The 21,602-nt window shown below is 34.9% G+C and carries 22 protein-coding genes and 3 tRNA genes; 17 read left to right on the top strand and 8 right to left on the bottom strand.

Features of this window, described 5'->3' with window-relative positions:
• Window positions 1–6 precede the first annotated feature (6 nt).
• The 5 genes from ACN0TY_RS09010 to dsrP are packed head-to-tail and all read left to right on the top strand — an operon-like array spanning window position 7 to window position 6,038.
• Complete coding sequence (locus ACN0TY_RS09010; RefSeq protein ID WP_417444227.1) at window positions 7–2,331, top strand: molybdopterin-dependent oxidoreductase; 2,325 nt, start codon at window positions 7–9, stop codon at window positions 2,329–2,331.
• A gap of 3 nt (window positions 2,332–2,334) precedes the next feature.
• A complete protein-coding gene (locus ACN0TY_RS09015; RefSeq protein WP_417444228.1) occupies window positions 2,335–3,024 on the top strand; it encodes a cytochrome C in 690 nt (229 codons plus the stop codon).
• Window positions 3,021–3,650 (top strand): cytochrome c3 family protein, encoded by a 630-nt coding sequence (locus ACN0TY_RS09020; RefSeq protein WP_417444229.1) that lies wholly within the window; start codon window positions 3,021–3,023, stop codon window positions 3,648–3,650. Before ACN0TY_RS09015 ends, ACN0TY_RS09020 begins: the two co-directional genes overlap by 4 nt.
• A 35-nt stretch (window positions 3,651–3,685) precedes the next feature.
• Window positions 3,686–4,750 carry a 4Fe-4S dicluster domain-containing protein gene (locus tag ACN0TY_RS09025; protein ID WP_417444230.1) on the top strand — a complete coding sequence of 355 codons (1,065 nt, stop codon included), beginning with the start codon at window positions 3,686–3,688 and terminating at the stop codon, window positions 4,748–4,750.
• Window positions 4,751–4,766: 16 nt separating this feature from the next.
• Window positions 4,767–6,038 (top strand): sulfate reduction electron transfer complex DsrMKJOP subunit DsrP, encoded by a 1,272-nt coding sequence (gene dsrP / locus ACN0TY_RS09030; RefSeq protein WP_236958891.1) that lies wholly within the window; start codon window positions 4,767–4,769, stop codon window positions 6,036–6,038.
• Window positions 6,039–6,169: 131 nt separating this feature from the next.
• Here the strand turns inward: dsrP and ACN0TY_RS09035 are convergent.
• The 3 genes from ACN0TY_RS09035 to ACN0TY_RS09045 form a co-directional block, all read right to left on the bottom strand.
• Window positions 6,170–6,253: transfer RNA gene (locus ACN0TY_RS09035), tRNA-Leu, on the bottom strand.
• Between the two features lie 58 nt (window positions 6,254–6,311).
• A tRNA-Lys gene (locus ACN0TY_RS09040) sits at window positions 6,312–6,384 on the bottom strand.
• Window positions 6,385–6,511: 127 nt separating this feature from the next.
• Window positions 6,512–6,584 (bottom strand) — tRNA-Lys (locus ACN0TY_RS09045).
• Between the two features lie 154 nt (window positions 6,585–6,738).
• Between ACN0TY_RS09045 and ACN0TY_RS09050 the strand changes: the two genes are divergently transcribed.
• Window positions 6,739–7,254, top strand: a complete 516-nt coding sequence (locus ACN0TY_RS09050) for a shikimate kinase (protein WP_417444231.1) — start codon at window positions 6,739–6,741, stop codon at window positions 7,252–7,254.
• Here the strand turns inward: ACN0TY_RS09050 and ACN0TY_RS09055 are convergent.
• Both ACN0TY_RS09055 and ACN0TY_RS09060 read right to left on the bottom strand, forming a co-directional pair.
• Window positions 7,246–7,749, bottom strand: coding sequence for a phosphoribosyltransferase domain-containing protein (locus ACN0TY_RS09055; RefSeq protein WP_236958889.1), 504 nt, complete (start codon window positions 7,747–7,749; stop codon window positions 7,246–7,248). The two genes, ACN0TY_RS09050 and ACN0TY_RS09055, sit on opposite strands and share 9 nt — an antisense overlap.
• Window positions 7,750–7,919: 170 nt before the next feature.
• Complete coding sequence (locus tag ACN0TY_RS09060; RefSeq protein WP_236958888.1) at window positions 7,920–8,312, bottom strand: RNA-binding S4 domain-containing protein; 393 nt, start codon at window positions 8,310–8,312, stop codon at window positions 7,920–7,922.
• Window positions 8,313–8,423: 111 nt separating this feature from the next.
• Here ACN0TY_RS09060 and ACN0TY_RS09065 point away from each other — a divergent pair, with 111 nt between their 5' ends.
• Window positions 8,424–9,356 (top strand): FKBP-type peptidyl-prolyl cis-trans isomerase, encoded by a 933-nt coding sequence (locus ACN0TY_RS09065; protein ID WP_417444232.1) that lies wholly within the window; start codon window positions 8,424–8,426, stop codon window positions 9,354–9,356.
• Window positions 9,357–9,431: 75 nt separating this feature from the next.
• Here the strand turns inward: ACN0TY_RS09065 and ACN0TY_RS09070 are convergent, their stop codons facing one another.
• Genes ACN0TY_RS09070 through ACN0TY_RS09080 form a run of 3 tightly spaced genes read right to left on the bottom strand, consistent with a single transcriptional unit; the run spans window position 9,432 to window position 11,916 of the window.
• Window positions 9,432–10,022 carry a porin family protein gene (locus ACN0TY_RS09070; RefSeq protein ID WP_236958886.1) on the bottom strand — a complete coding sequence of 197 codons (591 nt, stop codon included), beginning with the start codon at window positions 10,020–10,022 and terminating at the stop codon, window positions 9,432–9,434.
• 51 nt (window positions 10,023–10,073) lie between these two features.
• Window positions 10,074–11,027 carry a transketolase family protein gene (locus ACN0TY_RS09075; protein ID WP_417444233.1) on the bottom strand — a complete coding sequence of 318 codons (954 nt, stop codon included), beginning with the start codon at window positions 11,025–11,027 and terminating at the stop codon, window positions 10,074–10,076.
• A gap of 43 nt (window positions 11,028–11,070) precedes the next feature.
• Window positions 11,071–11,916, bottom strand: a complete 846-nt coding sequence (locus ACN0TY_RS09080; protein WP_417444234.1) for a transketolase — start codon at window positions 11,914–11,916, stop codon at window positions 11,071–11,073.
• A 249-nt stretch (window positions 11,917–12,165) separates the two neighbouring features.
• Here ACN0TY_RS09080 and tgt point away from each other — a divergent pair, with 249 nt between their 5' ends.
• The 10 genes from tgt (at window position 12,166) to ACN0TY_RS09130 (ending at window position 21,581) form a co-directional block, all read left to right on the top strand.
• Window positions 12,166–13,296 (top strand): tRNA guanosine(34) transglycosylase Tgt, encoded by a 1,131-nt coding sequence (tgt, locus tag ACN0TY_RS09085; protein WP_236958883.1) that lies wholly within the window; start codon window positions 12,166–12,168, stop codon window positions 13,294–13,296.
• A gap of 99 nt (window positions 13,297–13,395) precedes the next feature.
• Window positions 13,396–14,475 carry an LptF/LptG family permease gene (locus tag ACN0TY_RS09090; protein WP_417444235.1) on the top strand — a complete coding sequence of 360 codons (1,080 nt, stop codon included), beginning with the start codon at window positions 13,396–13,398 and terminating at the stop codon, window positions 14,473–14,475.
• Window positions 14,462–15,364 carry a DMT family transporter gene (locus ACN0TY_RS09095; protein ID WP_417444236.1) on the top strand — a complete coding sequence of 301 codons (903 nt, stop codon included), beginning with the start codon at window positions 14,462–14,464 and terminating at the stop codon, window positions 15,362–15,364. The genes ACN0TY_RS09090 and ACN0TY_RS09095 overlap by 14 nt, the downstream gene beginning before the upstream one ends.
• 47 nt (window positions 15,365–15,411) lie before the next feature.
• On the top strand, window positions 15,412–16,365 hold the full coding sequence (locus ACN0TY_RS09100) for an acetyl-CoA carboxylase carboxyltransferase subunit alpha (RefSeq protein WP_236958880.1): 954 nt from the start codon (window positions 15,412–15,414) through the stop codon (window positions 16,363–16,365).
• Window positions 16,366–16,534: 169 nt separating this feature from the next.
• Window positions 16,535–18,076 (top strand): replicative DNA helicase, encoded by a 1,542-nt coding sequence (gene dnaB / locus ACN0TY_RS09105; protein WP_417444237.1) that lies wholly within the window; start codon window positions 16,535–16,537, stop codon window positions 18,074–18,076.
• A 279-nt stretch (window positions 18,077–18,355) separates the two neighbouring features.
• Entirely contained in the window at window positions 18,356–19,153 is a 798-nt protein-coding gene (cysQ, locus tag ACN0TY_RS09110) for a 3'(2'),5'-bisphosphate nucleotidase CysQ (RefSeq protein WP_417444238.1), read from the top strand.
• A complete protein-coding gene (locus ACN0TY_RS09115) occupies window positions 19,154–19,567 on the top strand; it encodes a DUF2061 domain-containing protein (RefSeq protein WP_236958877.1) in 414 nt (137 codons plus the stop codon).
• 3 nt (window positions 19,568–19,570) lie between these two features.
• Window positions 19,571–20,164 carry an adenylyl-sulfate kinase gene (cysC, locus tag ACN0TY_RS09120; RefSeq protein WP_417444239.1) on the top strand — a complete coding sequence of 198 codons (594 nt, stop codon included), beginning with the start codon at window positions 19,571–19,573 and terminating at the stop codon, window positions 20,162–20,164.
• Between the two features lie 2 nt (window positions 20,165–20,166).
• On the top strand, window positions 20,167–21,072 hold the full coding sequence (cysD, locus tag ACN0TY_RS09125) for a sulfate adenylyltransferase subunit CysD (protein WP_236958875.1): 906 nt from the start codon (window positions 20,167–20,169) through the stop codon (window positions 21,070–21,072).
• Window positions 21,073–21,221: 149 nt separating this feature from the next.
• On the top strand, window positions 21,222–21,581 hold the full coding sequence (locus tag ACN0TY_RS09130) for a four helix bundle protein (RefSeq protein WP_417444240.1): 360 nt from the start codon (window positions 21,222–21,224) through the stop codon (window positions 21,579–21,581).
• Window positions 21,582–21,602: the final 21 nt, after the last annotated feature.

The raw sequence follows: 21,602 nt of genomic DNA on the forward strand, positions 1-21,602 counted from the left end.
TTGTTTATGAAAACAACAACAAATCGTAGAGAGTTTTTAAAGAAAATGGCGATGGTCTCCGCAATGACAACTGCGGCAACCATGTTTCCAGGAATTATTTTTGCAGAAGATCAAGTAGCAGGCTTAGAGGGAATTGGAGATGTAGAATGGAAAAAAGCGCCTTGTAGATTCTGCGGAGTGGGATGTGGTGTTCTTATTGGTACAGAAAACGGAAAAGCAGTAGCTGTAAAAGGAGACCCTGCATCTTCAGTGAATAAAGGACTTTGCTGTGTGAAAGGATATCATTCTATTATGGCACTTTATGGTAAAGACCGATTGAAAAAGCCACTCATAAATAAGAATGGCACTTTTGTAGAGGCTAGCATGGAGGAAGCGTTAGATTTAATTGCTTCTAAAATGAAATCGACTATTGAAGAATACGGAAAAGATTCTGTTTCTATATATGGGTCTGGGCAGTGGACAATCCCTGATGGATATGCCGCTTCAAAATTGTTTAAAGGCTGTATCGGAACCAATAACGTGGAGGCAAATGCAAGACTTTGTATGTCTAGTGCGGTAACTGGGTTTATGACTTCCTTTGGAATTGATGAACCGATGGGGTGTTATGATGATATAGATCATGCGAATGTTTTTTTCCTTTGGGGAAATAATATGGCAGAAATGCATCCAGTTTTGTTTTCGAGAATCTTAGATCAAAGATTAAAAAGAGGAGTTAAGATTGTAGATTTTGCAACAAGAACTACCAGAACAAGCATGGCGGCAGATAAGTCGATACTCTTTAATCCGCAGACAGATTTGGCGGTAGCAAATGCTATTTGCTATGAATTGATAAATAAAGGAAGGGTAAATCATTCTTTCGTTGACAAACATTGTGTTTTTAAGAAAGGAAAAGTTGATATGGGTTATGGGTTAGAGGATAACTATTCCTTTAAGGATGAACCAGAACTCATCGATTTAGAATCTTATAAAGAATTTCTTGAAGATTATACACCAGAGAAAGTTTCCAAATATTCTGGAGTTTCCGTAAAAGATATAAAGTATATGGCTTCTTACTATGCCGACCCAAATACAAAGGTGATGTCGCTTTGGTGTATGGGACCTAATCAGCATACAAGAGGAACCTGGATGAATAACCTTATATATAACATCCATTTACTAACGGGAAAAATATCTACTCCTGGTAACAGTCCTTTTTCACTTACAGGACAACCGAGTGCCTGTGGTACAGTAAGAGAGGTGGGAACATTAACACATAAACTTCCTCATGGAGTGGTAACGAATAAAGAACACCGTGAGTTTGCTGCTGAAATATGGGGAGTTCCTGTTGAAAATATTTCACCGAAACCAACATATCATACCGTAGAGATGTTCCGAGCTTTAGATCGTGGAGATGTGAGGTTTATGTGGATTCAAGTAACCAATCCGATGGTAACGATGCCTAAATTGAAGCGCTATCGTGATGCTACAAAAAAGGAGGGAAGATTTATTGTTGTTTCAGATGTTTATCCTACACCAACCACAGAAATAGCAGATGTTATTTTGCCTTCAGCAATGTGGATTGAGCGTGAAGGAATGTACGGAAACTCGGAAAGGCGTACCCAACATTTTGATCAAATGGTAGCTCCTCCGGGAGAGGCGATGAGTGATACATGGCAGCTTGTGGAGATAGCTCGTAGAATGGGGTTCGAAAAGCAATTTAATTATAATAAAGAAACTCATATAGAGGAGATTTATAATGAATATAGGAAGCACCATGCTGGAAAGAAACATAATATGGCTCCTTATGAAGTTTTAAGAGAAAATCCAGGAATGCAATGGCCTTATGTGGATGGAGAGTCTACAAAATGGCGATTTAATGAGAAGTATGATCCTGCTTGTAAGGAGGGTAGTGGGTTTGATTTCTACGGAAATCCAGATGGAAAAGCAATTATATGGCAGCGTCCATATGAGCCTGCTCCTGAGGTTCCAGATGAAGAATACCCATATTGGCTTTGTACAGGAAGGGTGGTAGAACATTGGCATACTGGTTCTATGACTCGAAGAATTCCTGTATTACACCAGGCAATGCCACATTCTTATGTAGAATTGAATCCAGCAGATGCGAAGCGTTTGGATATTGTAACTGGAGATTTGGTAAAGTTGACAACTAGAAGAGGGGAGATTACTATTCCTGCAGCTATTAATCTAAGAGGAGTGCCAGCTCCAATGCAGGTATTTGTGCCTTTCTTTGATGAGAATATGTTAATTAACGATCTTACATTGGATGCCTTTTGTCCAATATCAAAACAGCCAGATTATAAGAAATGTGCAGTAAAAGTTGAAAAAGCATAAATTATGAAGAGACTTGGAATCATCATATTTTTTTCACTTTTATTCATAGCATTTATAGTGATATGGAATAAGAGTTATTGGTCAGGACTCGAAGAATCGTATGTTCCTGTGGTGAATAAATCACATCATTCATATCTCCCTATAGATAGAGGTGTATTTAGTGGCTCAGAAAAAGGATTAAAGTATGCGATTATGCCTTACGATTCTGCTCATATGCGCTCTTTAGATACTTATTATGATAATAGAGCATATGATGGAGCGCCGCCTTCTATTCCTCACCCTGTTGCTGAGGAGAGAAGTGTAGGAGGAGTAACTTGTTTGCAGTGTCATAAATCTGGAGGTTTTGTAACAAAGTATGATGCATATGCGCCTATAACGCCACATCCAGAAATGGTGAACTGTAGACAGTGTCATGTTGTTAAGAATACAGAATCACTTTTTGTGGCTACCGAGTTTACAGAGAAAGAACATGCTTCCGTAGGAGATAATAATGCTCTTTTAGGAAGTCCACCAGTTATTCCGCATCATATACAAATGCGAGAAAATTGTTTAGCATGTCATGCTGGGCCTGCAGCTCCGAAAGAAATAAGGGTAACACATCCTGAGCGTGTAAATTGTATGCAATGCCACGTACTAAAATTACAAGAAGGAACGGATATGGAAATGTTTAATGCTAAAATTAATCTACCATGAGACATTTTTATAGAATAGTAGGAGTGGCGGTTTTATTACTGATGGTTTTATCTGGATGTAATAAACATAAAGAATCCGAATACCATTCCGTTATAGAAAAAATAGAGGGAGAGAGTAAGAATTATCATGGAACTACAATTTCTTCAGAGAAGTATATTGAAGAGATGGATTTGATAGAAATTACAGAGGGAGAGCATACTTTTTTAATTCCAGAACGAAAGCAGAAACTAACAATGTATGCATGTACAGAATGTCACTCTAAGCCATTAGAAGAATTAAAAAGTAAAGGGGGAGAACTGCCAAAATCACATTGGGATATAGATATTGTTCATGGGGATGCTAATACTATGAATTGCCTGACTTGCCATAATAGTAAGAATATGGATAACCTGCAGAGTCTTACAGGGCAAGATATAGACTTTAATAAAAGTTACGAGGTATGTTCACAATGCCATACCACTCAGTTTAAAGATTGGAAAGGTGGAGCGCATGGAAAAAATATCAGTGGATGGGCGCCTCCAAGAGCAATAAACAGTTGTGTTAATTGCCATAATCCACATCAGCCAAAATTTAACCAACGGTTACCTGCAATTTTTAATACAAAGAAAGAATTGCAACGTAAATAAAATATACGCATAAAACCTATAATACACCAGCAAATATGAGTACAGAAAAAAAATGGTTTTCATTAGACTTAGGAAAGAAGGAAGAAGCATCCTCCAGTTGTGGTTGTGGGAAATCTGGAGGTTGTGGGTCTCATAAGGAGGATGATACATCGAAGCCAGATGGTTTTGATCAAGTTTTTGATGTTCCTATGAGTCGACGTAGTGCTTTTAAAAAGCTTACTGCTAGTTTAATGATTGGTGCTGGAGCGGTACAAACTGCTTGTAGTGTTACCTCTGGTGATGAAGCAAAAGAGAAATCTCAGATAGAATGGGAAGAGCAGTTTAAGGGGAATTATAAATTAATGACCGAAGATGAGAAACAAGCTACCGTAAATAGGTTGGTTAGGTCTTATGAATTGAGAAAAGGCGACAAAATAAGCATGTCTTCTAAAGATGCAGAACCAGATGTATTATTTGGCTATGCGTTTAATATCTCTAAGTGTCAAGGTTATATGGACTGTGTTAGTGCTTGTGTGAAGGAAAATAACCAAGATCGAAAATCAGAAATGCAATATATCCGTATTCATGAGATGAAAGACGGTAAAGGTTTTAAGTTTGATGAGGCGGATGATAATTATTATCATGAAGTTCCAGCTGCAGGGCATTTTTACATGGGTACACAATGCTTCCATTGCGATAATCCGCCGTGTGTTGAAGTTTGCCCAGTACAGGCTACATGGCGAGAAAAAGATGGTTTAGTAGTTATTGATTACGATTGGTGTGTTGGTTGTCGCTATTGCATGGCTGCCTGCCCTTATGATGGAAGAAGGTTTAATTGGAGTACTCCAGAAGTTCCCGCTGATGAGGTGAATGAAAATCAACATTATTTGGGGAATCGCTTGCGTAAAAAAGGAGTGATGGAAAAATGTACTTTTTGTGTGCAGAGATCTCGTGCTGGGAAAAATCCAGCTTGTGTGGATGCTTGTCCAACAGGAGCTCGTGTATTTGGTAATCTATTGGATCCTAATAGTACGATCCGATGGGTTATTGAGAATAAAAAAGTATTCCGATTAAAAGAAGATTTAGGTACAGAGCCTAAGTTTTGGTATTATATGGACTAAAAATAGAAGAATTCTAATGGGAACTTTTAGAGTGTTTAAGAGCTTGGTAAAGGATAGCTTGGATGTAATAACCCAGGGGTCTTTAAAATATCATATTTGGATGGGGGTGCTAACATTTGTAATGTTAGTAGGGATGTATTGTTATTCTATTCAAATAGAAGAGGGGTTGAGTGTAACTGGTATGCATGATCGTGTAAGTTGGGGACTGTATATTTCTAATTTCACTTTTTTGGTTGGGGTTGCAGCAGCAGCTGTTATGTTGGTGATGCCAACTTATATTTTAAAAGATGTAGATTTCAAGCAAGCAGTATTAATAGGAGAGGGCTTAGCTGTTGCGGCACTTATTATGTGTTTGGCTTTTGTTGTAGCAGATATGGGAGGTCCATCGGTGCTTTGGCATATGATCCCTGGAATAGGGGTGTTTAACTTCCCTAATTCTATGCTTACTTGGGATGTTATCGTATTAAATGGATATCTTTTTATAAATATTACAGTGCCCTTTTATATTCTTTTTAGACATTATCAGGGGAAAGAAGCAAAATCTAAAGTGTATGTGCCTGGTGCTATGCTTTCTGTTTTTTGGGCAGTAGGAATTCACTTAGTGACTGCCTTTTTGTATCAAGGGTTACAGGCAAGACCTTTTTGGAATAATGCATTATTAGGGCCTCGCTTTTTAGCATCAGCATTTGCTGCGGGACCTGCACTTATCATTTTAATATTAGCAGCTATAAGATCGTCTACTGACTTTAAAATAGCAGATAAAACGATTCATAAAATTAGTGTGATTGTAGTTGTTGCTGCCCAGATAAACTTAATAATGTTAGGGTCGGAGCTTTTTAAAGAGTTTTATGCTCCTACACATCATAGTGAGAGTGCTTATTATTTGTTTTTTGGACTTCATGGTAAAAATGCTTTGGTGCCTTGGATTTGGACTTCTATTTGTTTGAATTTATTGGCAACAGCAATGCTTACTATTCATAAGTTGAGGAATAATTTTAAGGTGTTGTATTTTTCTTGTTTCATTCTTTTTATAGCTATTTGGATTGATAAAGGTTTTGGTTTAATCATTCCAGGCTTCATTCCGGGGCCTTACGGTAAAATAGCAGAATACACTCCAACAGCCATAGAAATAGGCGTTACATTAGGAATATGGTCTTTAGGAGCTTTTATATTTACTATTTTGGCTAAAACATCTATTGCTATTGAAACTGGGAGACTAAGATATAAGACTAAAGAACTTGTAAAGAAGGGGCATTATGATCAGAATTTAGTTGATGCTGATAAATAAGTAGCTGTTAGACTAAGTAAGTTTATATTTTATCTACGCAAGAAAATAAAGAGAAGTTACTGTTGAAAATCATTCATTAGGTAATGAATCTATATGAAAAAAGCTCAGAAATTAATTCTGAGCTTTTTTTGTACCGGGAATGGGAGTCGAACCCACACGCCCTAATGGACACATGGCCCTCAACCATGCCTGTCTACCAATTCCAGCATCCCGGTGTTTACTATTTAAATAAAATGAAAAAAGTTAAGCAAACTGCTTAACTTTTTCATTTAGTGACCCGACTGGGGCTCGAACCCAGGACCCCAACATTAAAAGTGTTGTGCTCTACCAACTGAGCTATCGAGTCTAAAAAAATAACAGTCAAATTTTGACTGTGCAAAAATATAAAATAAGTTAACTTTCCAAAAGGAAATTAACTTAAAAAAGTAACAGTTTGTTTTCTTTTGTAAAGATATGCATAATTTGTTACTTAGTGACCCGACTGGGGCTCGAACCCAGGACCCCAACATTAAAAGTGTTGTGCTCTACCAACTGAGCTATCGAGTCATTACGTAATGTTAAAAGTACGTTGCTAACTTTTCCTGTTAGCGGGTGCAAATATAAGATGATTTATTTATTATTCAAGCCATTTTTACTATAAATTTGTCTTTTTTTTGAGTTGAATATGTAAATCAGTGAAAATTAATAAATTGTAAAATAAATGATTCAGGTTTTAATAGGATATATGGGTAGTGGGAAATCTACAATTGGTAAAATATTAGCAAAAAAGAACGATTTAGCGTTTATAGATTTTGATGAATATATCGAAAAAAAGGAAGGTTTATCTATTCCTCAAATCTTTTCGCAGAAGGGTGAGATATATTTTAGAAAGAAAGAAACATTGTATCTATTAGAATTATTGAATGCAAAACCTGATGCTGTAGTTTCTTTGGGAGGAGGAACACCGTGTTTTGGGAACAATATGGATGTTGTCTTAAACGCTACGGAAAATGTATTTTATTTAAAGCTCTCAGTAGATGTTTTAGAAAAGCGTTTAAAACATGAAAAGGCGCAAAGACCGCTTATAAAAGATATAGCAAATGCTGAATTATCTGAGTTTATTAGAAAACATCTTTTTGAGAGGAATTTCTATTATTTAAGAGCACATCATATTATTTCCGTAAATGATGAGACTCCGGAAGAGATAGTGCATAAGATTGAAGAAAAGCTAGCCTAAATAAACGGCATCATTTCCCTTTTCGAAAACAACATCTACATGTTCTTGTAGTGAGGTGGAAAGGGAAATTCCTTTAAAATCAGCTTTTACAGGGTATCTTTTATGATTTCTATCAACAAGAACTACGGTTTTTAGTTTTTTTAATGGAACATTCAAAAAATGTTTTACCCCATAAATAAGTGTTCCACCAGAATTTAAAACATCATCCACAAGAATAACAGCTTTGTTTTGATATTCTTCTTCAGTAAGAGATGTTTTAATTGGACTAAGGAGGTTTTCTTTGTCAATGTTAACCTCGCAGAAAGTAGTTTTGATATCTGATATTTCTGTAATGGCAGTATTTATTTTTTTTGCAAACTCAAGCCCACTTGAAGCAATTCCAGCTATAATAATCTCTTCTTCATCAACATAAGTCTCATAAATTTGATAAGCTATACGCTTAATTTTATGTTCGATTTCGTTGTGGTTTAGAATCTTATTCTGTTGAGTTGTCATTACAAATATTTTTTATCAAAGATAATAAAGTTTGGTAGTAAATAAGTGATCAAAATTCAGTTTCCAATTTGTAGTGTTCAGTAAAAAAGTTATCGTTAGACCAACTCTTTAATTTTGTGTTTGTTTCACTATAAATCAACGTCAACACCTACACATAGACTCAATTTCTTTTATTCAATAGGAAAGCTAGTTTCTGCTCCATCTTCTTTGTAGTCATCTATATCTCTACGATCTTTTTTTGTAGGTCTTCCAGTTCCTTTTTTGCGATAGTAGTCCTTAGAATATTTTAAAAGGTCAGCATGTTCAAAGGCTTCTTTTGGAGTAATGTCTTTTCTATATATATCTACTATTTTGGCACCCACGCGACTATCTGGAAGGTCTAAAACTTTAATTTGATAGTTAATTTGATTTTTGCGAAGTTCTATTTTATCAGTAGGAAAAACATCACGAGATGGCTTTACTTTCTGATCATTTATTTTTACATGTCCCTTCTTACAGGCTTCGGTAGCAATACTTCTAGTTTTAAAATACCGAATACACCATAAATACTTATCAATACGCATATCACTAATTTAAAAAATTTCGTTAATGGTTGAAGCAAAAATACTAGAAAATAGTATCTTGCGCACCTGAATTTATGGAATATATTAATATACATAATAAAATCAAATTTGATGAAGATTAAAATTTTAATGCCTGTTTTGTTATTTACGTGTTTGTTTTTTGCATGTAATAATGATGACGATGATAGTGGGACAACAATAGAAGTAAGAGATGTAGCTGAGGTTGAGGCTGAAGATGATGCAGAATTACAATTGTATTTACAAACTCACTTTTATAATTACGAAGAATTTAAAAGCCCATCTGCAGATTTTGATTATAAAATAGTTTTTGATACGATTGCTGGAGATAATATTGATAAAACTCCTTTAATAGATCAAGTGGAGGAGGAGATTATAGAATTTCAAGATGTAGATCATACATTATATTATTTAATAGCTAGAGAAGGTGTTGGGGAGAGTCCTTTATTGGGGCATCAAGTAGTAACAAGATATGAGGGAAGCTTAATGACAGGAGAGGTTTTTGATGCTTCTAATGTAGAAACTGTGTTTAGTACTTTAGGGGTTATTACTGGTTTTGGAGCTGTTTATCCAAAATTAAAAACTGGAACTACATATACAGATAATCCAGATGGAACGATTGATTGGGTTCAAGACTACGGAATAGGAGCAGTATTTATGCCTTCCGGTTTGGGTTACTTTAGTACTGCTCAATCTGGAATCCCAGCATACAGTCCGTTAATTTTTAAAATGGATTTGTTGCAATTTAATGAATTAGATGAAGATGTTGTGTTAATTTCATCTACCCAGTCTAGCTCTTCTCCAGATGGAATTCCAAGTCATTTAGAAGATGTAGACGGTGATGGAGATCCTAGAAACGATGATACAGACGAAGATGGAATTGCAAATTACCAAGATGCAGATGATGATGGAGATGGAGTTTTAACTATATATGAATATGATTACGATGAAGATGGCGTTGTAGATGATTCTGATGGAGATGGAATTCCAGATTATTTAGATCCAGATCCACGTGTTGGAGGATAATAAGTTTAGAAATAATAGAGCAAAAAAAATCCAGCGATATCACTGGATTTTTTTTGTCTAAAGAGTTTATGCGAATTATAATTTCACTGATAAACTCAATATAAGTTGAGATGGTCTAGTGTCGATTCTTCCAGTGCCTTCTAAGCCAGTAAACTCAGCTTCGTTGTCACTAAAACCTCTTTCGTAGCGAAGGTCAACTCCTAGTTTTTCTCCTAGATTTACACCAACACCCATATTAAGTCCTACTGTAAAATCATTTTCTACGTCTTCTAATTCAACATCATCAAGGTCTGTATCTAATATGTATTGTAATGAAGGTCCAGCAAAAATATGAACAGGTCCAATTAGATTCCATCCAACCAATAGAGGTGCATCTAATTTACTCATATCAAATTTACCATCGTATGCATTATTTTCATACTTAGATTTTGTTTTTGTATAAACTAATTCTGGTCTAAAATATAGTGTACCAAACTCAAGCTTTCCAAATCCTCCGATATGGAAACCTACATTAGTATCCGATCCTATGTCTTGAACTCCGTAAGCATCAGAGATATCTCCGTTAGAGTTAAAGTTAAGTCCTCCTTTTAGTCCGAATCCAGATCCAGATTGTGCAAAACTTGTAAAACCTGCCAATAGACAGATAATTAAAAGTGTCTTTTTCATTTTTGTTATTTTTAAGTGGTTTCTAAGATTGTAAACTGAAATACTTTCTGTTTATTTTCTTTTTAACACTTTTGTAACAGCTTTAACAATAGCTTCACTATTTAGGCCGTACTTATCCATTAATTGAGCTGGAGTTCCACTTTCTCCAAAAGTATCTTGAGTAGCAACAAACTCCTGCGGTGTAGGGTTGTTTAACGCTAATGTTCTAGCTACACTCTCTCCAAGTCCTCCTAAGAAGTTATGCTCTTCAGCAGTAACAACACAACCAGTTTTTGCAACAGAAGCAATAATAGCCTCTTCATCTAAAGGTTTTATAGTGTGGATATCTAAGATATCAGCAGAAATTCCTTGCTTTGCAAGTTCTTCACCAGCTAAGATAGCTTCCCATACAAGATGACCTGTAGCAATAATGGTAACATCAGAACCGTCATTAATTTTTACAGCCTTTCCGATTTCAAATTTTTGATCAGCAGGAGTAAAATTTGGAACAGCAGGACGTCCAAAACGTAAATAAACAGGTCCTTCATGTTCTGCAATAGCAATTGTAGCTGCCTTTGTTTGGTTATAATCACATGGATTGATAACAGTCATTCCAGGAAGCATTTTCATTAATCCGATATCCTCTAAAATTTGATGTGTAGCTCCATCTTCACCAAGCGTTAATCCAGCGTGAGAAGCACAAATTTTTACGTTTTTATCAGAATAAGCTATAGATTGTCTTATTTGGTCGTATACCCTTCCCGTAGAAAAGTTAGCGAAAGTACCTGTAAAAGGAATTTTCCCACCAATAGTTAATCCTGCGGCAATTCCCATCATGTTTGCTTCAGCAATTCCGATTTGGAAAAATCTCTCAGGATTCTCTTTAATGAAATCTGCCATTTTTAAAGATCCCACTAAATCAGCACAAAGAGCAACTACATTAGGATTTGTACGTCCTAATTCTGTTAGTCCAGCTCCAAATCCACTTCGTGTATCTATTTTTTCTGTATATGTGTATTTTTTCATCTCTTTAATTTCTTTGTTTACAATTAGTTTTTACTGCAATGGATTAATAATCTCCTAATGTCTCAGGATTTTGAGCCAATGCTTTTTCTAATTGCTCATCGTTTGGTGCTTTACCGTGCCATGCATTAGATCCCATCATGAAATCTACTCCATTACCCATAATAGTGTGTAATAAAATACAAACAGGTTTTCCTTTTCCAGTACGAGTTTTTGCTTCCTTAAGAGCTGCAATAATTGCTTCAAGGTCATTACCTTTTTCTACAACCATTACATCCCAACCAAAAGCTTCAAATTTAGCTTTGATATCTCCCATAGGAAGTACTTCATCTGTAGAACCATCGATTTGCTCACCATTAAGGTCGATCGTAGCAATATAATTATCTACTTTTTTACCAGCAGCATACATAATTGCTTCCCAATTTTGTCCTTCTTGAAGCTCTCCATCTCCATGTAAACTATAAATTAAATGATTGTCATTATTTAATTTTTTAGATAAAGCAGCTCCAATTGCTACAGACATTCCTTGTCCTAAAGAACCAGATGCGATTCTAATTCCAGGTAATCCTTCATGTGTAGTTGGATGCCCTTGTAAGCGAGAATCTAAAAGTCTGAATGTATTTAATTCTTCCACAGGGAAGTAACCTCTTCTTGCTAATACGCTATAGAAAACTGGAGAAATATGACCATTGGATAGGAAAAATAAATCTTCTCCAACACCGTCCATTTTAAAGTCGGTGTCAATCTCCATTACTTCGTTATACAATGCTACAAGAAACTCTGTACATCCTAAAGAACCTCCAGGGTGTCCTGAGCTTACTTTATGCACCATCCTTACAATATCCCTTCTTACTTGGGTTGTTAATTCGTTTAATTTTTTTGTATCTGGCATCTGTAATTGTTAATTAATTATCATAAACAAAAATAAACCTTTAATAGACTATAGCAAAGTAATTAAGCACACATATTCTATATATTTGTTTTAAATGTAAGGTTTTAGGTGTTCTTTATGAAGAAATAGCAACTTTGTTGATTATCTTTGCAAATTCGAAATTAAGACATACGTTATAAAGATAAATGGATTACTTTAGAATTGACTTTTATAAACTCGATTCTAAATATCCAAATACCCTAAAGAATAATGGATTTTAAGATACATGGAAAAGATGCCGGAAGCAAGGCAAGAGCAGGAGTAGTAACAACTGATCATGGAGCGATAGAAACACCTATTTTCATGCCAGTGGGGACTGTTGCAACAGTAAAAGGGGTGCATCAAAGAGAGCTAAAAGAAGATATCAATCCGGATATTATTCTAGGAAATACATATCATTTATACCTACGTCCTAAAACGTCTATTATTGAAGCCGCAGGTGGCCTTCATAAATTCATGAATTGGGATCGAAATATTTTAACTGATAGTGGAGGGTATCAAGTGTATTCTTTATCAGCAAATAGAAAAATTAAAGAAGAGGGAGTGAAATTTAAGAGTCATATTGATGGTTCTTATCATTTTTTTACTCCTGAAAATGTAATGGATATTCAAAGAACCATCGGGGCAGATATTATTATGGCTTTTGATGAATGTACTCCATATCCATGTGATTATAATTACGCAAAACGTTCTATGCATATGACGCATCGTTGGTTGGATCGATGTATAAAACGTTTTAACGATACACCTGATAAATATGGATATGAGCAAACGCTTTTTCCTATTGTTCAAGGGTCTACTTATAAAGATTTAAGAAAGCAATCTGCTGAATATATTGCAAATTCTGGAGCTAAAGGAAATGCTATTGGCGGACTTTCTGTAGGTGAGCCTGCGGAAGAGATGTATGCGATGACAGAAGTTGTTTGTGATATCCTTCCTGAAGATAAACCTCGATATTTAATGGGGGTTGGAACTCCAATTAATATATTGGAAAATATAGCATTGGGAGTCGATATGTTTGATTGTGTGATGCCAACGAGAAATGCTAGAAACGGAATGTTATTTACGGCACACGGTACTATAAATATCAAGAATAAAAAATGGGAAGCAGATTTTTCTCCTATTGATGATATGGCTATTACTGATGTTGACACATATTATACAAAAGCATATTTACGACACTTATTTGCTGCTAATGAATACCTTGGTAAGCAGATTGCAACAATTCATAATTTAGGATTTTATTTATGGTTGGTTCGTGAAGCAAGAAAACATATCTTAGCGGGAGATTTTACGCAGTGGAAAGATATGATGGTTAAACAAATGGATAAAAGGTTGTAATTTTTTTACTGAATAGAAATTAGTGAGTTTTAAGTTAACTGCTGTTTTTGTATAGCGTAGTCGACATATGAAAACCTAAAACCCCGAAACAAAGAGCAAGTGAAGATTATAGATTGGTATATTCTAAAGAGGTATTTGGCTACCTTTTTTGTGATGATTATGTTGTTTGTTCCTATTGGAATCATGATCGATGTATCTGAAAAAATCGATAAGATGATAGTTAACGAAGCGCCAGCTTCTGCTATTTTGGAATATTATATTGATTTTACATTCTATTTTGCAAGCTTACTTTTTCCTATTTTCCTTTTCTTGTCTATTATATGGTTTACCTCCAAATTGGCAAATAATACAGAGGTTATAGCCATTTTAAGTTCTGGGATATCTTTTTGGCGATTTCTAAGACCTTATTTTATTGGAGCTTCTATTATAGCTGTGTTTTCATTTGTAATGGGGATGTTTATTGTGCCTAAAGCGAGTGAAGGTTATAACGATTTTAGGATAAAATACTTAAAAGGAGGTCGTGATAAAGATCGTGAAACAAATAATATATTCAATCAGATTAATGATAATGAATATATCTATGTGAGTAGTTTTTCTCCTAGCACTAAGATTGGGTATAATTTTACTTTAGAGCATTTTGAGGGCAATGAGCTTACTTATAAGATAAAAGCAAGTAACATCCGTTGGATTGAAAAAGATAGTACCTACCGTTTGGCAGGATATGTAAAGCGAAACGTAGGGGAAAATGATGATATACTGGAGAAGAAAAACCGACTCGATAGTTTATTTGAATTTGATCTAGACGATTTAACACCTGTTTCTTATGTTGCTGAAACAAAAAATTTATTTGAGTTAAATGATTTTATAGCGCAGCAACGAAAAAAAGGAGCTGCAAATATTAATACCTATTTAGTAGTAAAATATAAGCGATGGAGTTTGCCTATTTCTGCATTCATTCTTACCATTATTGCCGTTTCTGTATCTTCTATGAAGCGTAGAGGTGGAATGGGAGTTAATCTAGCCGTAGGAATTTCATTGGCTTTTATATATATATTCTTTGATAAAGTTTTTGGTACCATGGCAGAGCAATCCGATTTTAATCCGCTTCTGGCTGTTGCCATTCCTAACATTTTATTTGGTTTCCTTGCTATCTACTTATTAAATAATGCTAAACGATAAACTTAGAAATTATCTCCATTTGCACTTAATAGTGTTCATTTGGGGGTTCACAGCTGTGCTTGGTGCACTAATAACCATCGATGCAATTCCATTAGTATGGTTTAGAATGTTATTGGCAACTTTTTTTGTGTGGCTCTACATAGCTTTCAAAAAAATATCCCTTCGAGTGCCCAGAAAGGCCTTGATTACATTTGTTATTGCAGGAATTGTGATAGCATTGCATTGGATTACCTTTTTTAAAGCTATTAAGGTTTCTAATGTTTCTGTAACCTTGGCAACCATTTCTACAGGTGCTTTTTTTACTGCTATTTTAGAACCAATTATTTATAAACGAAAAATGATTTGGTATGAAATTGTTTTTGGATTAATTGTAATAGCGGGGCTTTATATTATATTTAATGTGGAGACCCAATATGTTCTCGGAATTGGGCTAGCGCTTATTTCGTCCTTGCTCTCTGCTACTTTTTCATTAATAAATGGTAAGCTGGCAAAACAGTATAAACCATCTGTAATCTCTTTTTATGAGCTAGGAAGCGGCGTTGCATTTATAACATTATATTTATTAATATCTGGGGGCTTCTCTCCAGAATTTTTTATACTTTCGACATCAGATTGGATGTATTTATTGTTATTAGGAAGTATTTGTACAGCATATGCTTTTATAGGATCTGTAAAAGTTATGAAGCTAATAAGTCCTTATACAGTAATGCTTACCATTAATTTGGAGCCTATCTACGGAATTATATTAGCCTTTATTATTTTAGGAGAATCCGAAAAAATGAGTGAAGGTTTTTATATAGGAGCATTAATTATTTTGTCTACAGTACTGGCAAACGGTATTTTAAAGAATTCGTTAAAAAGAAAAGCGCTAGTAAGGCAGGCTAAATAGTTTAAAGTTTTATATTTGTAAGCTAATAAAATTATCAAAACAGACTCATGGAGTATTTAGATTTTGAGTTACCAATTAAAGAGCTTGAAGAGCAATTAGGTAAATGTAAAGTTCTAGGATCAGAAAGCGATATCGACGTTTCTGATACCTGCAAGCAATTAGAAAAGAAATTAGAAAAAACCAAAAAGGATTTATATAAAAATCTTACTGCTTGGCAGCGAGTACAATTGTCTAGGCATCCCTCAAGACCTTACACATTAGATTATATCAAAGCAATTTGCGGAGATACATTTTTAGAACTTCACGGTGATAGAAATGTAAAAGACGATAAAGCGATGATTGGTGGTCTTGGAAAAATTGGAGACCAGACTTATATGTTTATCGGTCAGCAGAAAGGTTTTAATACTAAAACTCGCCAATACAGAAATTTCGGTATGGCAAATCCTGAAGGATATCGTAAAGCATTGCGATTAATGAAGATGGCAGAGAAATTCGGGATTCCTGTAGTTTCTTTAATCGATACTCCTGGAGCATATCCTGGAATTGAAGCTGAAGAAAGAGGTCAAGGAGAAGCTATTGCAAGAAATATATTGGAAATGACTCGTCTTAAAGTACCAATTATTGTAATGATTATTGGAGAAGGTGCTTCTGGAGGAGCTTTAGGAATAGGTGTTGGAGATAAGGTAATGATGTTAGAGAATACTTGGTATTCTGTAATCTCTCCAGAATCTTGTTCATCTATCTTATGGAGAAGCTGGGAATATAAAGAACAAGCAGCAGATGCGCTTAAATTAACGGCTACTGATATGAAGAAATTACATCTCGTAGACGATATTATTAAAGAACCTCTTGGAGGTGCGCATTCTGATAGGGAGACTACTTTTAAAACGGTTGCAAAATATATTACAACTGTTTATGAGGAGTTAGAAAAGTTATCCCCAAAAGATTTGGTTGCACAACGTATGGATAAATATGCAAATATGGGTGTCTTTAAAGGTTAGACCCTTGTATTTGTTACCTTAATGTTAAGACCGAAGTTTATGCTTCGGTTTTTTTTACCTTTATTAACAAGAAATGAAAGTTATCAACAGTTAAATTGTTTATAGTCAGTTAAAAACCTACTATGCTATTTAACCTCTTTTCAGATTACAATTATATACATTCGCATTCATGGAAAAAGTAGAGCCAAGACAAGGAGTAAGAGTTGATAAATCTAATGTGATTCAGCTGGAGAAAGGGAAAATACCTCCGCAAGCCATTGATTTAGAGGAGGCTGTGTTGGGGGCTATGATGATTGATAAAAAGGGAGTTGATGAAATTATCGATATACTTCATTCAGATGCTTTTTACAAAGAGGCTCATAAATATATTTATGAAGCTGTAGTTCAGCTCTTTGAAACTTCCGAGCCGATTGACTTATTAACAGTTTCCGCTCAATTAAAACGAAACAAAAGAATTGAAGCTGTTGGAGGGGATTTTTACCTCATTCAGCTGACAAAAAAAGTGGCTTCTTCGGCGCATATTGAGTTTCATGCGCGTATTATCTTACAGAAATACATCCAGCGTAGCCTTATAAAAATATCAAGTGAGATTATTGAAGATGCCTATGATGAAGGAACTGATGTTTTTAATCTTTTAGATAATGCAGAGGCTAAATTATACGAAGTAACACAAGGAAATATTAAGAAATCTTCTGAATCTGCACAGAGTTTAGTTATTCAGGCGAAAAAGAAAATTGAAGAGATTTCTAATAAAGAAGGGCTTAGTGGGATCCCATCAGGATTTGATAAGCTTGATAAATTAACTTCAGGTTGGCAGCCAAGTGATTTAATTATTGTGGCGGCAAGACCTGGTATGGGTAAAACAGCATTAACGCTTTCTATGGCGAGGAATATTGCTGTTAACTCAAATATTCCTGTAGCATTCTTTTCATTGGAGATGTCCTCTGTACAGTTAATTACTCGTTTAATTTCTTCTGAAACAGGATTGTCATCAGAAAAGTTAAGAACTGGTAAGTTAGAAAAGCATGAGTGGGAGCAGCTTAATGTGAAGGTTAAGTCGTTAGAATCTGCTCCGTTATTTATTGATGATACACCATCATTATCAATCTTCGATTTAAGAGCAAAAGCACGTCGTTTAGCATCTCAGCATGGAATCAAGATGATAATAATTGACTACTTGCAGTTAATGACCGCTGGAGGGAGTCAGAAAGGAGGAAATCGAGAGCAAGAGATTTCTACAATTTCTAGAAACTTAAAAGCATTGGCAAAAGAATTGAGTGTTCCTGTAATTGCATTATCTCAGTTATCGCGTGCTGTGGAGACTCGTGGAGGGAGTAAGCGACCGTTACTTTCCGATCTTCGTGAATCTGGAGCGATTGAGCAGGATGCCGATATTGTATCTTTTATCTACCGTCCTGAATATTATAAAATTGATGAGTGGGATGATGATGAAAGAAGTCCTACACAAGGGCAAGCAGAATTTATTATTGCAAAACACCGTAATGGTGGGTTAGAGAACATCCGACTTAAATTTATCGGTAATCTTGGTAAGTTTGATAATTTAGATGATTTCGATTCTCCTTTTGAATTTCAATCAAAAATGAATTCGGGAGATGAAAATCCATTTACAACAAAGGAATTGCCAAGTGCAAAAGAAGCTTTTGGAAGTGCAATGAATGATGATTTTGAAGAAGACGATATGCCGTTCTAAATGGTAATATAAAATATAGTATTATAAAAATGACTGGAGCTTTCTCTGGTCATTTTTTGTTTGTGAGCTAGTCAGTTTTTTGCATTCATTGCATAGTAGTTTATATGATGTGGTTATTTAATATTTTCTTGTTGATTATTACAGCGGAGATTTAAAATTTTAATTTGCAAACACCCAGCACCCATATATAACATAAACACTTTGTTTTATAGAAAAAAATAACTTGCTGTGCCTTCCAATTATAGTATTTTTGAGTAATGGTATAAAGACATTGATTAAATGAAGGACGATATAAGATCACTTTTAAATATTATTGTAAAGGCGTCAATTGAAGCTGGAGCTGAGATTCTTAAGATATATGACCAAGATGATTTTGGGATTCAGCAGAAAAACGATGCGTCTCCGATTACTCTAGCAGATAAAAATGCAAACGCAGTTATTAATAAATACCTTAAACCTACCGAGATTCCAATAATCAGCGAAGAGAATAATATAGCTGAATTTGAGGAAAGAAAATCATGGAGCCGTTGTTGGATTGTAGATCCTCTTGATGGAACGAAGGAATTTATTAAGAGAAATGGAGAGTTCACGGTGAATATTGCGCTAGTAGAAAATGGGGTGCCTGTCATGGGTGTTATCTATGTACCTGTTTCTGGAGATTCGTATTTTGGAATTGTTTCAGAAGGAAAAGCATATAAAATGAATACATTCAATTTTTCAGTTGATTTCCTTGATAAGGCTACTCCGATGCCAGGAAAAGAGAGGAATACTTCAGTAGTAAAAGTGATGGGCAGTAGGTCTCATTTTTCTTCAGAAACGGAAAAATATATCAACAAAATAAAAGAATCAGGCAAGGAAGTATCTTTTGTGTCTATCGGAAGTTCAATAAAATTTTGTTATTTGGCGGACGGGAAAGCGTCTATCTATCCTAGATTTTCACCAACTATGGAGTGGGATACATGTGCTGGCGATGCTATTTGTAGTGCTGTAGGACTAAAAGTAGTAGATGCTATTTCAAAAAAACGATTATTGTATAATAAAAAAGAGTTGGTAAATCCTTCTTTTATTGTAAATTAAATGCAAGATAAATCAAGAAAAAGACATATTGCTAAGGCGATAACTTGGCGTATTGTAGGAACAATAGATACGATAATATTATCGTGGATTATTTCTGGAGATCCCTTTACGGGATTGAAAATTGGATTAGCTGAGGTGGTCACAAAAATGGTGCTTTACTATTTTCATGAACGGATATGGTTTAAAGCCAATGTCCCAGATAGTAAAAGGAGGCATTTATTTAAAACTATTACTTGGCGTTTGTTGGGAACTCTAGATACAATGATATTAGCTTGGGTTATTTCTGGCGATCCTTTTACGGGATTAAAAATTGGAGGAGCCGAGGTTATAACGAAGATGATTTTATATTATTTCCATGAACGGACTTGGTATAAAATAAACTTCGGATTAAATAAAAGAAAGAATAAGATTTAATTGATGGAGCAACATATTTTTCCATATAACTTTAAGATAACTCAAGAGGATAGAAATTTATTAAATGGACATCGCTCTTTGCTTATTTGGTTTACAGGATTATCGGGTTCCGGAAAGTCTACGGTGGCAGATGCGCTTGAACAAAAATTAAATTCTGAAAAAATTAGAACTATTATTTTAGATGGGGATAATATTAGAGGTAGGCTTTGTAAAGGGTTGGACTTCAGTGCAGAAGCACGTTCTGAAAATGTGCGTAGAGTTGCGGAAACAGCTAATTTATTACTCCAATCTGGGGTTGTAGTTTTAGCAAGTTTTGTATCACCCTACAAAAAAGATAGAGAATATGTAGAAAAGACAATAAAACCTAATATATTTGTCGAAGTTTATATGAATACCAGTCTTGAAATTTGTAAAAAAAGAGACCAAAAGGGATTGTATAAAATGGCCGAAAAGGGAGAGATAAAAAATCTTACAGGGGTAAATGCTCCTTATGAAGCTCCAGAAAATGCCGATATTGAAATTACAGAAAACGACAGCGTAGAAGAAGCTGTTGCAAAGATATATTTAGAAATTAAGGATCAGTTAGAACTCAAATAAGAATGAGTAAGTATTATTTAAATTATTTAGACGAATTAGAATCGGAAGCCATTTACGTAATGCGTGAAGTTTGGGCACAGTTTGAAAACCCTGTAATATTATTTTCAGGGGGAAAAGATTCTATAGTGGTAACCCATTTAGCAAAAAAAGCATTTTATCCAGCAAAGATTCCATTTGCATTGATGCATGTAGATACGGGTCATAATTTTCCTGAAACGATTAAGTTTCGTGATGATTTGATAGCGAGTCTTGGTGTGCAATTAATTGTAGGTTCGGTTCAAGAATCTATTGATGAAGGGCGTGTTGCTGAGGAGAAAGGAAAAAGTGCTACTAGAAATGCATTGCAGATTACCACACTATTGGATGCTATAGAAGCGAATAAAGTGGATTGTGCCATTGGTGGTGGACGTAGAGATGAGGAAAAAGCGAGAGCTAAAGAACGTTTCTTTTCACATAGAGACGATTTTGGGCAATGGGATCCTAAAAATCAGCGACCAGAATTGTGGAATCTCTTTAATGGGAAGCAATTTGAAGGAGAGCATTTTCGTGCCTTTCCAATAAGTAACTGGACGGAAATGGATATTTGGAATTATATCAGTAGAGAGAATATAGAAATCCCTTCTCTTTATTTTGCTCACGAAAGAAAAGTAGTTTGGCGTAGTAATTCATGGATTCCACATTCTGAATTCTTGCAATTAGATGATAATGAAGAAGTGGTGACTAAGAAAATCCGCTTTAGAACATTAGGAGATATTACCATTACTGGAGGAATAGAAAGCGATGCTGATACAGTAGAGAAAGTAGCGCAAGAAGTTTCTGCAATGCGACAAACAGAAAGAGGAAATCGCTCTGATGATAAGCGTTCAGAATCCGCCATGGAAGACAGAAAGCGACAAGGGTATTTTTAGTTGGGTCTTAAGCTAATTTGAAGAACTGCTAAATTGCAAATGTGCAAAATTGAATTCTAATAAGCAGTTTATGCTATTATAAAGGTAGTGTCAAAATTGGGATTTATAAGTCCATTACTTGCTAAAAGAGTTAGATAGAAATAAGTATTATGTATAAATTCTATTTTGAAAAACTTGAAGTATGGCAGAATGCAAGAACGTTGGTAAAGGATGTTTATATAATTACAAATAAATTTCCAGAAGAAGAAAAGTTTGGACTAACTAGTCAAATTAGGAGGGCAGTATTGAATATAGCGGCGAATATAGCTGAAGGTTTTTCTAGAAAGACAGATAAGGATAAAGCGAGATTTATAACAATTTCATTTAGTACTTCTGTGGAAGTAATTAATTTTTTGATTCTTTCTTTTGATTTGGATTTTATTAATGAGAAAGAATATATAGAGCTAAGAGAAAAGACAGAACATATAACAAACCAATTGAATTCGTTACATAGAAAATTAGTGGCTTAATTAGCTTATCAAATTGGCGAT

Source organism: Joostella sp., assembly GCF_048266025.1.
Lineage (GTDB): Bacteria > Bacteroidota > Bacteroidia > Flavobacteriales > Flavobacteriaceae > Galbibacter > Galbibacter atrarenae.

Excerpts from the sequence above, each read along its gene's own strand:
- ACN0TY_RS09095 (WP_417444236.1), top strand. The coding sequence starts at position 14,462 with ATGCTAAACGATAAACTTAGAAATTATCTCCATTTGCACTTAATAGTG.
- dnaB (WP_417444237.1), top strand. The coding sequence starts at position 16,535 with ATGGAAAAAGTAGAGCCAAGACAAGGAGTAAGAGTTGATAAATCTAAT.
- ACN0TY_RS09055 (WP_236958889.1), bottom strand. The coding sequence starts at position 7,749 with ATGACAACTCAACAGAATAAGATTCTAAACCACAACGAAATCGAACAT.
- cysQ (WP_417444238.1), top strand. The coding sequence starts at position 18,356 with ATGAAGGACGATATAAGATCACTTTTAAATATTATTGTAAAGGCGTCA.
- dsrP (WP_236958891.1), top strand. The coding sequence starts at position 4,767 with ATGGGAACTTTTAGAGTGTTTAAGAGCTTGGTAAAGGATAGCTTGGAT.
- ACN0TY_RS09100 (WP_236958880.1), top strand. The coding sequence starts at position 15,412 with ATGGAGTATTTAGATTTTGAGTTACCAATTAAAGAGCTTGAAGAGCAA.
- ACN0TY_RS09070 (WP_236958886.1), bottom strand. The coding sequence starts at position 10,022 with ATGAAAAAGACACTTTTAATTATCTGTCTATTGGCAGGTTTTACAAGT.
- cysD (WP_236958875.1), top strand. The coding sequence starts at position 20,167 with ATGAGTAAGTATTATTTAAATTATTTAGACGAATTAGAATCGGAAGCC.
- ACN0TY_RS09050 (WP_417444231.1), top strand. The coding sequence starts at position 6,739 with ATGATTCAGGTTTTAATAGGATATATGGGTAGTGGGAAATCTACAATT.
- ACN0TY_RS09080 (WP_417444234.1), bottom strand. The coding sequence starts at position 11,916 with ATGCCAGATACAAAAAAATTAAACGAATTAACAACCCAAGTAAGAAGG.
- ACN0TY_RS09065 (WP_417444232.1), top strand. The coding sequence starts at position 8,424 with ATGAAGATTAAAATTTTAATGCCTGTTTTGTTATTTACGTGTTTGTTT.
- ACN0TY_RS09075 (WP_417444233.1), bottom strand. The coding sequence starts at position 11,027 with ATGAAAAAATACACATATACAGAAAAAATAGATACACGAAGTGGATTT.
- ACN0TY_RS09010 (WP_417444227.1), top strand. The coding sequence starts at position 7 with ATGAAAACAACAACAAATCGTAGAGAGTTTTTAAAGAAAATGGCGATG.
- ACN0TY_RS09060 (WP_236958888.1), bottom strand. The coding sequence starts at position 8,312 with ATGCGTATTGATAAGTATTTATGGTGTATTCGGTATTTTAAAACTAGA.
- ACN0TY_RS09025 (WP_417444230.1), top strand. The coding sequence starts at position 3,686 with ATGAGTACAGAAAAAAAATGGTTTTCATTAGACTTAGGAAAGAAGGAA.
- tgt (WP_236958883.1), top strand. The coding sequence starts at position 12,166 with ATGGATTTTAAGATACATGGAAAAGATGCCGGAAGCAAGGCAAGAGCA.
- ACN0TY_RS09020 (WP_417444229.1), top strand. The coding sequence starts at position 3,021 with ATGAGACATTTTTATAGAATAGTAGGAGTGGCGGTTTTATTACTGATG.
- cysC (WP_417444239.1), top strand. The coding sequence starts at position 19,571 with ATGGAGCAACATATTTTTCCATATAACTTTAAGATAACTCAAGAGGAT.
- ACN0TY_RS09015 (WP_417444228.1), top strand. The coding sequence starts at position 2,335 with ATGAAGAGACTTGGAATCATCATATTTTTTTCACTTTTATTCATAGCA.
- ACN0TY_RS09115 (WP_236958877.1), top strand. The coding sequence starts at position 19,154 with ATGCAAGATAAATCAAGAAAAAGACATATTGCTAAGGCGATAACTTGG.
- ACN0TY_RS09130 (WP_417444240.1), top strand. The coding sequence starts at position 21,222 with ATGTATAAATTCTATTTTGAAAAACTTGAAGTATGGCAGAATGCAAGA.